12 protein-coding genes and 1 pseudogene are annotated in these 10,755 nt (G+C 37.9%); 10 read left to right on the top strand and 3 right to left on the bottom strand.

Annotated elements, in window-relative coordinates:
* Positions 1-136: 136 nt before the first annotated feature.
* A pseudogene (locus QNJ50_RS09295) lies at positions 137-865 on the bottom strand (transposase); the annotation flags it as partial.
* 214 nt (positions 866-1,079) lie between these two features.
* Between QNJ50_RS09295 and QNJ50_RS09290 the strand changes: the two are divergent.
* The 8 genes from QNJ50_RS09290 to QNJ50_RS09255 all read left to right on the top strand — a co-directional run bounded on the left by QNJ50_RS09290 (position 1,080) and on the right by QNJ50_RS09255 (position 5,923).
* On the top strand, positions 1,080-1,337 hold the full coding sequence (locus QNJ50_RS09290; protein WP_300634483.1) for a Mo-dependent nitrogenase C-terminal domain-containing protein: 258 nt from the start codon (positions 1,080-1,082) through the stop codon (positions 1,335-1,337).
* Between the two features lie 1,064 nt (positions 1,338-2,401).
* A complete protein-coding gene (locus QNJ50_RS09285; RefSeq protein WP_300634480.1) occupies positions 2,402-2,638 on the top strand; it encodes a hypothetical protein in 237 nt (78 codons plus the stop codon).
* Between the two features lie 147 nt (positions 2,639-2,785).
* Positions 2,786-3,076 carry a hypothetical protein gene (locus tag QNJ50_RS09280; protein ID WP_300634477.1) on the top strand — a complete coding sequence of 97 codons (291 nt, stop codon included), beginning with the start codon at positions 2,786-2,788 and terminating at the stop codon, positions 3,074-3,076.
* Between the two features lie 175 nt (positions 3,077-3,251).
* Complete coding sequence (locus QNJ50_RS09275) at positions 3,252-3,599, top strand: META domain-containing protein (protein WP_300634474.1); 348 nt, start codon at positions 3,252-3,254, stop codon at positions 3,597-3,599.
* A 60-nt stretch (positions 3,600-3,659) separates the two neighbouring features.
* Complete coding sequence (locus QNJ50_RS09270) at positions 3,660-3,950, top strand: hypothetical protein (RefSeq protein ID WP_300634471.1); 291 nt, start codon at positions 3,660-3,662, stop codon at positions 3,948-3,950.
* 82 nt (positions 3,951-4,032) lie between these two features.
* The gene (locus QNJ50_RS09265) at positions 4,033-4,668 is read left to right on the top strand and encodes an META domain-containing protein (protein ID WP_300634467.1); all 636 of its coding nucleotides are present in this window, start codon (positions 4,033-4,035) and stop codon (positions 4,666-4,668) included.
* Between the two features lie 219 nt (positions 4,669-4,887).
* Positions 4,888-5,187 carry a hypothetical protein gene (locus tag QNJ50_RS09260; protein WP_300634464.1) on the top strand — a complete coding sequence of 100 codons (300 nt, stop codon included), beginning with the start codon at positions 4,888-4,890 and terminating at the stop codon, positions 5,185-5,187.
* A 460-nt stretch (positions 5,188-5,647) separates the two neighbouring features.
* Complete coding sequence (locus tag QNJ50_RS09255; RefSeq protein WP_300634461.1) at positions 5,648-5,923, top strand: Nif11-like leader peptide family natural product precursor; 276 nt, start codon at positions 5,648-5,650, stop codon at positions 5,921-5,923.
* 160 nt (positions 5,924-6,083) lie between these two features.
* Here QNJ50_RS09255 and QNJ50_RS09250 read toward each other — a convergent pair whose 3' ends face one another.
* Positions 6,084-6,269, bottom strand: a complete 186-nt coding sequence (locus QNJ50_RS09250; protein WP_300634458.1) for a hypothetical protein — start codon at positions 6,267-6,269, stop codon at positions 6,084-6,086.
* A gap of 55 nt (positions 6,270-6,324) precedes the next feature.
* A complete protein-coding gene (locus QNJ50_RS09245; protein ID WP_300634455.1) occupies positions 6,325-6,468 on the bottom strand; it encodes a hypothetical protein in 144 nt (47 codons plus the stop codon).
* Positions 6,469-6,479: 11 nt separating this feature from the next.
* Here QNJ50_RS09245 and QNJ50_RS09240 point away from each other — a divergent pair, with 11 nt between their 5' ends.
* Positions 6,480-9,551 (top strand): type 2 lanthipeptide synthetase LanM family protein, encoded by a 3,072-nt coding sequence (locus tag QNJ50_RS09240; RefSeq protein ID WP_300634452.1) that lies wholly within the window; start codon positions 6,480-6,482, stop codon positions 9,549-9,551.
* A 331-nt stretch (positions 9,552-9,882) separates the two neighbouring features.
* The gene (locus tag QNJ50_RS09235) at positions 9,883-10,656 is read left to right on the top strand and encodes a hypothetical protein (protein ID WP_300634449.1); all 774 of its coding nucleotides are present in this window, start codon (positions 9,883-9,885) and stop codon (positions 10,654-10,656) included.
* The last annotated feature ends 99 nt before the right edge of the window (positions 10,657-10,755 follow it).

Below are 10,755 nucleotides of genomic sequence, written 5' to 3'. Positions count from 1 at the left end.
CTAGAGTGCAGTCAGCATAAAATAGTTATTAAAAAATAAGCAAAAATTGGATTCATTGTCATTATTTTCATTCACATTTTTGCTTATTAATTCAGTTAAATTGTTAGAAAAAAAGGGGAATCAAAATGGTAAGGATTCAGGTCTCAACTTGAGGTATTAAAGATGGTGGTTGCACATCATGATTCGCCATAGCTTTTATAGCTTGCTCAAAAAATTCAATTACGGAACGTTCTTGACGACGACAAGTTTGTACTACCGTCAATAAATTGGCAGTATTTTTAAACCGCTCCATGGAACGGGAACCTCCACTAACTTTTCTTTTTGTTACTGCTAGCCTAAGCGTTCGCTCTGCCAAGTTATTATCTGGAGGGACTTCTGGATGGTCTAAGAAATACCACCATTGATGAGCTTTATCTCGTAAGGAACGTAAAAGTCTGCCTGCATCTCCTCCTGCTTTATTGAGCCACTTACCAATGGAGGATTCAACTTTAACTTTAAACTTGGAACCCCAAGAAAAAAATTCTCTTGAATTTTGGTTTTTTTGAAATAAGCTGTAATTCTTAAATGCTTCATCAATTAGTTTGACGAACTTTTCCCCAATTTGTTGGTTATTCAAACCTGGAAGCTTAATCAGTTTTTTGAAGTGCCGGCGTAGATGTGCCAAACATTTCTGTTGAGCTTTCACATCATAGCCATTATAGACACAATAATCGTCTGAACTAAGTAAACCACTGTATTTCAAGCCAAGAATATTCTCCAGTTCTGCACGAGAAGGTGTATCTGCGGCATGAAATAGAGCAAAATCTGTAGAAGCAAAAATCCACAACCATTCCTTCACTCCCTTAATAGCCCAAGGTGTTTTGTCACTAGCGTGACACGCTATAAAAGTACTAATCAGGACAATGTTTTTTCATACAAACATGTGCTGTATATAACACTTCAAACTAATTATACTATTTTATAAAGTTATATTAAAATTCTACTTTCTTTCAGATAAAAAGGTTTTTTTAACCGAGTTACGTGTAGAGCAACTTTGAACTTATCTCATCATCAAATTTGTAATCTAAAGGAAATGTAGTATGAACATACATAAATTAGATTTACTTTTACCGATACGAAAAAAACTTGATGCGCTCGAAATTCATAATTACAAATTGGCACGATTTTTGTGCCGAGTAATCCCAGCTTCTTGCCCATTTGAAAGTGAAATAAAACTATTTGGGGAACTAATTATCTACATACCACCCTTGTGTAAATTCAATCCTCTTTATGACCAATTAATTGGTTTACGTTTTCGCGCTATTTGCTACCTTGATCGGCAAAGCTTGAATGCTTGACGGGAATAGTTATTAGGGCTTACTGAACAACAGTGTAAGTTATAACAGACAAGGGTTTTAAGCTTTTTGGACCAAACAAGTGCAAAGAAATAACGTTTATAGTCTTAACAACCTTGCACTTTAGTCCCCGATATCCCTGGATAAATTAGAAACTAAGGGATAAAACTAATATTTTGCAAGCTTTGTGGCTTCTAGATTCGCAAAATTCTATTTTTTTAGCTAACGCTACGCGAACAGTAAGCCCTAATTATTATTGATTATTTAAGTTAAGGGTTCAACAAAATTATCACAGAACTATTCTTAAAAGTTGGAGAGAAAAACAAGGTTTTATACATTATTATAAAGTTTTACTAAGAAATTAACTATGAGTTGCTAATGAATCAAATAAAATATTATCTAAATTTGTACTAGATTATTGAATATCATAATCTAGTATTTTTTTATTATAAGATTTATTGTAATTGAATATTATAAATTGTAGATAATGCTTAGAAAATATTGAACATTCTATTTGATATTTGGAATAATATCTAAAAATATTTAATTTCTAATTAGGATATTACCTAAAAATATTTAATTTTCAATATTATTGAATCAAAATAATATTTATATATGTGAAGCAAAGAGAAGAAGCAAATCAGTTTTCAAAATCTTTGATAATCTAGGATTTAAATTTGAATTCCTATTATTATTAATTAAATGCTTTTCTCTTCATATTTTCTAAACAATAAATCTCAATTATTCAAGGAATCAAGATTTATGACAGTTGCAATTACAGATCTTAAGGTGATAAAAGGAGAATACACCGAAGCACCACAGGGATTCCAGAAAATTCCTGTTGATTTAAACATGAGGCGCTGGTGGCAAATATATCTGGCTCTGTTTCAAAAAAGGAAGTGAAGAAAGAAATTTTATTAGAGACATAAAGGTTATATTCGGCAAAGACACTGCAACACCTTCAGGGTATGACAAGATTGAAACTGATTTAAATGAAAAGGCTGGTGGGGATTATATATACTATCGATATATCTCAAGAGAGCATAAGAGCATACGGTACTGTGAACATGGAGGGCTGGAAAGATGCCGAATTAATTTCGCGTCCTGCATCATTAGGAAAAGGATTAGAATTTGATTTCGTAGCTCAACCTCCAGATGGTTTTGTTTCACAAGTAATATCGCCTGTAGAGGCAATTTACAAGCTTTCACCAGAAGAAAGGGGACATAAGGATTTCATCATTTATGCAGATCGCAATCAAAAGAGAATTTTTTTAGGAATATGGCACTTGTATAAGTCGGGGTGAGGAAAAATATCTAACCTAATTAAACAATAGTATTTTGAAGTATTAGCTCTGACTCAGGCAAACATAGAAAGAAATTGAATACTTATACTAGTTTCCCCATACTTAGTGTCTTAAGTAAAACTCAAATTATCAAAGGGAAAAATAAAAATGACCAAAAAGAAAATTTTTGAAGTACAGGAGATACATATATATCAGGATTCAATAAGAGCAGTCGGAACCGTGAACACGGAAGGCTGGAAAGATCCAGAATTGATTCTGCGTCCTTCATCATGTGTTGGTGGAAAATGCGAATTCGATTTTGTAGCACAACCTCCAGATGGTCCTGTTACACAAGTAATGTTGCCTATAGATGCAACTTACAAGTCTGGAATTGTAATGGTAAACAACCATTTTATAGTTTATGCATCTAACAATAAAAAGGGCTTATTTTTGGAATAATTTAACCGATAATATATTTTCTGATTTTGTAATGATTTAGATTCTGTATCTTAGTCTAACAGCACTTTCAAGCATCAACTAATGACAAGCAGAAAATGATGACTACGACAAATAGATTGGGTTGTGTTACTTCAACCCAACATCATCTAACCCTATTATTTTGGAGTATTAGCTCATGACTCAGGTAAGCATAGAAGGAAAATGGATACTTAAATCAGGTATAGGGGCTCAACTTCTACCAAATACCAAAATTACTGCCGAATTCAAGGGTGGTAGACTTAGTGGTAATGGCGGCTGTAATCAATACAATGCTAGTTATCAGCAACCACAAGATGACGGTTTTGGCAAAATCCATATTGGGAAGATAGCCTCTACAAAAATATTTTGTAGTGAGGAGATAAACTCACAAGAAAGTAGTTATTTTCAGGCATTGCAACAAGTAAGGGAATATGAATTAACCGATGAAGATTTAATCATGCCATATCCCTCTCCGTGGCGTTATCTACTATTCACCCGGCAGTAATTGATAGTGCGATCGGCAACGTCATAAAGTACATTAACGAAGATAAAGCAGAAAATAACGATGAGCAAAAAGAAAGTTTCGACAGTAGATCAACTAGATATACTTACTGAGCCACCAGTGATAATAGCATCAGGAACCATAACCACAGGGGGCTGGACTGATGCCGAATTGATTCCACGCCCTTCATCATCTGCTGGAAAATGCGAATTCGATTTCGTGGTCCAACCTCCAGATGGTCCTGTTGTACAAGTAATATCGCCTATAGAGGCAAGTTATAAGCTATCACCAGAAGAAAGGGGCACAACGATTTCATCGTTTATGCCGCTCATAATCAAAAGAGAATTTTTTTAGAATAAAGCACTTATATAAGTGCAATAGGTGGTCTTATAAAGTGTGTTAACGAATATAAAGGAGAAAAATAACGGTGATCAATATGACCAAGAAGAAAGTGCCGACAGTAGACAAGATATATATACTTACCGAATCACCAATCATAAAAGCATCCGGAACTGTGAGTACGGGGGGCTGGACTGATGGTGAATTGATTCCACGCCCTGTATCATCTGGGAATGGATTAGAATTCGATTTCGTAGCCCAACCTCCAGATGGCTTAGTTTTACCAGTCATATCATCTATAGAGGCAAGTTACAAGCTCTCACCAGAAGAACAAAACTATAACCTTTATAAAGTTTATGCAGATGGGAATCATAAGGTAATTTCCACTCAAGTAAATATAGAGGGAAGTTGGATACTTAAATCGGGTGTAGAAACTCAAATACTACCGAATACTAAAATTACTGCAGAATTTAATGATGGCAGAATTAGCGGTAGTGGAGGCTGCAATCGATACTTTAGCAACTACACGGTTAAACCACTCGATGGAAGTTCTGGCAAAATTCAGATTCAGAATATAGCTTCTACACTAATATCTTGTAGTGTGGAGATCGACACACAAGAAAGAAGCTATTTGAACGCTCTACAACAAGTTAAGGAATATAAATTAACCGATGAAGGTTTAATCCTGACATATCCCTCTGCGTCGAGTTATTTACTATTCACCCGCCAGTAATTAGGGATTTTTGCACAACCCCTTGAAAAGCTGAAACAGGTGGAAATATAGTATTTCTTTGGCTGATGAGGTATACATATGAAGCTAAAAAGCTTGGTAATTCAGTCTTATGGTTTACTTCATTCGATTAAGAACTGCTATATAAATTGTTCACAATTTAAAACTATGTGCAATTGATCAATTATTTTTTGTAAATCATTAAAGAGATTAACTTAAACTATGTCTACTACCAAAAAAGAATCTAAATCTGTTGAAGTCTTACACGGTCTTGTCGTAACAGAAACTGAGGTTATTATTACCGTAACTAGTACAGGTTGCACCGATAAAAGTGACTTTGAAGTTTCGGTACAAGAAAGCTTACCACTTCTTGTCACCTTTAAGCGTATCGGTATAGATCCTTGCAGGACAGCTCCTTTATCTGTCGATCTATCCTTCTCTCGTAAAGAAGTTGGCATTTATTCTGATTTTAAAGTGACTAATCCTTTTGCATCAGGACCAAATATAAAAGTTAACGCATAGTGCTTTTGCTAAACAGATTTCTCTAATTCAGAGTGACGGCGTGTTTGTTATGCGGGTAAAAACTCCAATCGCTGCTAATTAATCAACTAATATATTCTCTAAATCCGATATTAGATTATGCTATTTACTAATCTAATATCTTTTTTTGTTGGAAGATTTATGGAAATAATAAATGTTCAATTTTAGAGAATTATTAGAAAATATTTAATTTTTAATTTTTATCTTTTGAGGATAATCTAAAAATACTTAATACTTAATTATTATCTTACCCAAAAATAGTTAATTATCAATAAGATTAAATCGAAATAATATTTATATATGGAAGGTAAAGGTAACAACCAAATAAGCTTTAAAACTCTTTGATAATCTAGAATTTAAATTCTAATTTATATGATTATCAATTAAAAGCTTTTCTGTTAACAAATTCTAAACAAAAAATCTCAATAAAGGAGAAAAACTAATGATAGAAGAACTTAAAGCTGTGCTTAAAGACGATGAGGTATGCCAGCAAATTAAAGAGGCAAAGACCCAAGATGAAGTTGTCAAACTGGTCACAAATGCTGTTACTGACAAATGTAAAAATCTTACAACAGAAGATGTAACTCAAATGCTGGCTTATGTGGGGCTTCATAAATTGCCTGAACTGAGCGAAGAAAAGCTACTAGCTGTAGCGGGGCGTCGCTTATACTGGACAGATATTACTTGCCGTCCTTGCTACACAGATCGGTGTAAGTGAGGAAGCCTGAAAGATTTACGGTGTAAATGATAAGACACTTTTCCATATTCTAGCCTAAAGGCGTAAAATCTTTTGCCCAAAATCGATGTCTGAGATGGACTTCTACAAAGTCATCTGGTTTTGGGCAGTTTCGATACCTGGGTATCTTGAACGGTTTGCCTCAACCCAGAAATGAGCCACTTGACTCATTTCTGGGTTGAGTGATTTCTAACATTGAACTCAAATCAGAATTTAAGAAGAGGAATCCCCTATGTCCCAACTGCTTTTTGAATGCCGCCACATCACCAAAGTCGATTTCGCCATGATTATTGCCAATGCCAGTTTCCTTTGGGAACGGCTCGATCAAGAACGTTTTGTCGTTGTGGCAGAAAAGACAAACGAACAAATCGTTCTTGATCGACTCAATCGTTGGTGTCAGACCATTGCCCATGAAAGTAAACTATCAACTTTGCAGAAACGCTTACAGTGGGAGAATTTAGACCTCGACACCGTTCGTCCTCGATTGGGAACAGTACAACTGGCAGGCGAACAGGCTTTGCCAACATGGGCAGAAACCTTGCGCCAGATCGTGGAAACTGCAACAGAGTTCAATCCTGATGCTGAAGTCTTACTGCCAACTGAGCCAGAAGCGCCCATTGTCTTTGAAGATATCTTATTACCTGCTATTAAAGTTGCTAGACAGAATTTACTGACTTCTTTGGGGTCTTCTCAGTTTTCCTCAGCAGAACTTCCCTTATCTATTCTAGAGAAAGAGGCGTATTGTTCCCTGGAACGGAGCTTGTTGCAACGATTAGCGACTATCTCTAGCAAGACCCTAGATTTTGAATTCTCTAAAGTTCGTCCCTTTGGTCAAAATTTACTCAACCTGCTGGGGCTACAAGAAGAACCCAGCAATAGCAAGATACAATACAACCATTTTGTTGAGGGACTCTTACAGAATGGTTTATTCAACTTTTTTTATAAGTACCCTGTGTTAGGTCGATTGCTCGCAACCGCCGTGGATTTCTGGGTGGAAGCAACGACTGAATTTATTCAGCGTTTGGCTCGAGATTGGGATGCTATTGAGCAGACATTTGGCTTAATTACAAATAACAAGTCTCGAGATAACAATGTAGAGACTCTCCCTAGCCCAGGGCGTGGGGAATTCAAGGCAGAACCACAGCCTTTAGGCAAAGTTTCTCAAATCAAAACTTCCCTTTCTGATCCACATAATCAGGGACGCACAGTCATTCTGCTGACCTTTGAATCAGGACTTAAGCTAGTCTACAAACCCAAGGATTTGAGTTTGGAAGTAGCATGGAATCATCTTCTCGACTGGTGTAATCACCAAAGTAAACTATTAGATTTTAAGGTCATCGAGGTGCTCAATCAGGGGGATTACGGCTGGGTTGAATATGTCGAGCACCAACTCTGTAAAGACAAAGCAGCAGTTGATCGCTTTTATCAACGGGCGGGTATGTTACTGTGTCTGATTTATGTCTTACGGGGAACCGACTGTCACCATGGAAACCTGATTGCCAGTGGTGAACACCTTGTAATAATCGATACGGAAACTTTGCAGCACCATCAAGCCAACCCCATCGAAAATTCACCTCAAGCATTGGAAACAGAGTCCCTGCGACTATTTTGGGAATCTGTATTACGCACAGGAATGATGCCCCGTTGGGACTTCAGTATCGATAAGCGCATTGCCTACGATATCAGTGGTTTGGGCAGCACCCATTCTCAGCAAGCCCCTCGAAAAGTGCCACAGTGGCAAGCGATCAACACCGATAATATGCACCTGCGTAATCAAACAGTCACCTGGTCTATAGAGAAAAATGTGCCTCTTTTAGGAGATACTGCCTTGTCTCCGAATGATTATCAAGAACAACTTTGTGCTGGGTTTGAGCAGATGTACCGCTTTTTGATGGTTCACAAGAAGAGTTTATTAGCACTAGAGAGTCCATTAGCATTATTCCAGCATCAGCAAGTCCGATTTGTTTTCCGGGCTACCGGCATCTACTTCACTATTTTGCAACATGCTTGGTCACCAGATCATCTCAAGAATGCCGTAGACTATAGCATTGAGCTAGATCGTCTCAGTCATGCCTATCTAGTTACTCAGAAAAAACCCAATGCCTGGCCCATCCTGCAGGCAGAACTCCGGGCAATGGAGCAGTTGGATATTCCCTTCTTTACGGCTAGTGCGAATAGCGATGCCCTAGCTTTGAAGGGTATCTCAATAATTCCCCAATACTTCAAAGAAGCTAGTTATCAACAGGTTAGAGAACAACTGCAAGCTCTGGATGAAACGGACTTAGTCCGACAAATCGCGATTATTCAGGGAGCATTCTATGCCAGAATCGCACAAACTACTACTGATAAGCATCAACAACAGCAGGAATATTCTTTGCCGCCCCTCAGTTCAGAACAACTGATTCAAGAAGCATGGAAGATTGCGACTGAACTTGAAGCTAGGGCGCTTGAAGATGCCGATGGCAGTCTTAATTGGATTGGCATGGGCTTTGTTCCTGAAGCCGAGCGCTTTCAGCTACAACTACTGGGCGATAGCCTGTATGATGGACGCTGTGGGGTTGCCTTATTCTTTGCTGGACTTTATCAGGTGACTCACGAACCTCAATTTAGTGAGTTAGCATTACGCGTCTTAAAGCCCCTACGGCAGCAACTGGAAATATTGGACTTAGAAGCCCAGCAACGCTTTGCTCGGCTTACCGGAATAGGGGGTGCAACTGGTTTAGGCTCAATTATTTATGCCCTAGTAAAGGCGAGTCAATTTCTCAAAGATGGGACCTTGTTAACTGATGCAGGTAGGTTTGCCAGTTGGATTACCCCAGAACTGATTGCCGCAGATCGACAGTTGGATATTATGGGCGGAGCAGCCGGAACAATTTTAGGGTTATTGTCTCTCTATGAAGCGACGGCTGAAACTACAGTTTTAGAAAAAGCGATCACCTGTGGACAACATCTCATCAACAAGCAAGTAAGTAAAGATGGTGCGCCTAAAGCTTGGAATACGGTTGCCAAAGGACCGCTCACTGGCTTCTCCCACGGAGCAGCCGGAGTTGCCTACGCCTTGTTGCGACTCTACACCGCCACCCACAACCAGAACTATTTAGAAGCCGCCCTAGAAGGTATTGAGTATGAACGTAGTGTCTTCTCAGAGAAACATGGCAATTGGGCTGATTTCCGTAGCTTGGAAGGCAGAAACCCTGGCTTTGCAGTTCAGTGGTGCCACGGGGCTGCCGGAATCGGTTTGGGGCGTTTAGGGTGCCTAGGAATTGTGGAGACTCCCGAAATCAAGCGTGAAATTGAAATTGCGCTGCAAACAACTCAGAAGCATGGATTGCAGGCGATTGACCATCTGTGCTGTGGGAACTTAGGTCGAGTAGAGGTTCTTTTGGTTGGAGCCCAGCGACTCAATAGTCCAGATTTGCGTCAGGTTGCTCTGCAACAAGCAACCAATATCGTTGCTAGAGCCAACCAAACAGGAGCTTATCAACTGTTTGCCAACTTGCCCAATTCCGTGTTTAACCCTGGCTTCTTTCAGGGTACAGCTGGGATTGGCTATCAGTTGCTGCGGTTGGCATATCCAGAATTATTACCCTCTGTACTGCTTTGGGAGTAAATTCTCTTGATTGCTAATTATGCCTTTATTATTTGGAGACTAATTTACCTAGGATTATTTACTTTTGCCATCTACCAAATGTTACCTGAGTGTAAAAAAACTCGATTTCATGCAAATCGGGTTTTTTTAGTACTAATAATGCTTTTAATTTGACTTTTTTTAGCGCTGAGTGTGACATATCTAAACTTAGGAAAATATCAAAACTTTTATATGCAGAGTTTTACTAATTTTTATTAAATCTCCACCATCTTTCAGAGAAAGAAGACTGTATTTAGATAATTTAAAGATTAAAATAGTGCCTAATTTATCTGAAAAATGTATGGGAAAGAAAATGAATAATATTTCATCAAATAGTATTTTTGAGTGGGGTAAAAAGAATAAAACCAAAAATATTTTACTTTATCCATTATTTATTATCAGCATCTTAGTAACTCTCGCTGCTTGTAACCCACCGACTTCTACAACTATTCCCGAAGAAACCCCAAAAAATCCCAGCAAAGATGTAGTTTCGAAATCAAAAACAACTAAGGTCAACTCTTCTCAACTCATATCTCCCCAAGGAATTGGTGATGCGCGCTTAGGAATGACTTACGGAGAACTGAAAAAATCCTTAGGTTCCGAAGTCAAATTTGAGGTGAAATCACCTTTCATGGTGGACTTTGACGCGATCGCAGTAAATAAAGATGGAAAAACCCAATATCACATTATTTATCCTGCTAACACAACTTTCTCTGATTCCGATGTTATTACAACGATAATTACTGACAACCCTGATTATCGTACGGATAAAGGAGTAGGAGTCGGAACAACAATTAAAGATGCACAAGCTACTTACGGTGAAGCAACTCTAGCTTACAGCACTGCTAATGAGTCTCGAGAGTCTGTCAGTTTTGCAAATCAACCAAAAAATCTCGCTTTTCGTCCCTCAACATCACCTCAAAATTTTGCAGGTATCTACAAATCTCCACAGGGGGAATATAACCAAACAAAGGAATTTCGTGATGATGCTGTAATTAAATCAGTACAAGTTTATTGTATTTCCAGTTCGGAAGCCATAAAGGATCTTAGATGTGACGTGATTACCCAAGGGAAAGCATCTAAGTAATTCATATCAGTGGTTAATAAAACAATAACTTTTATTAAATATCTAGACTATTTGAGGTAAATAGGGTCGTTCTTTAGTGAAGAAATAATAGGACTACCT

This window comes from Mastigocoleus sp. MO_188.B34 (genome assembly GCF_030065675.1).
GTDB lineage: Bacteria > Cyanobacteriota > Cyanobacteriia > Cyanobacteriales > Nostocaceae > Mastigocoleus.
The sequence above is the reverse complement of the archived record's forward strand: the minus strand, read 5'-3'. Positions and strand labels throughout refer to the sequence as shown.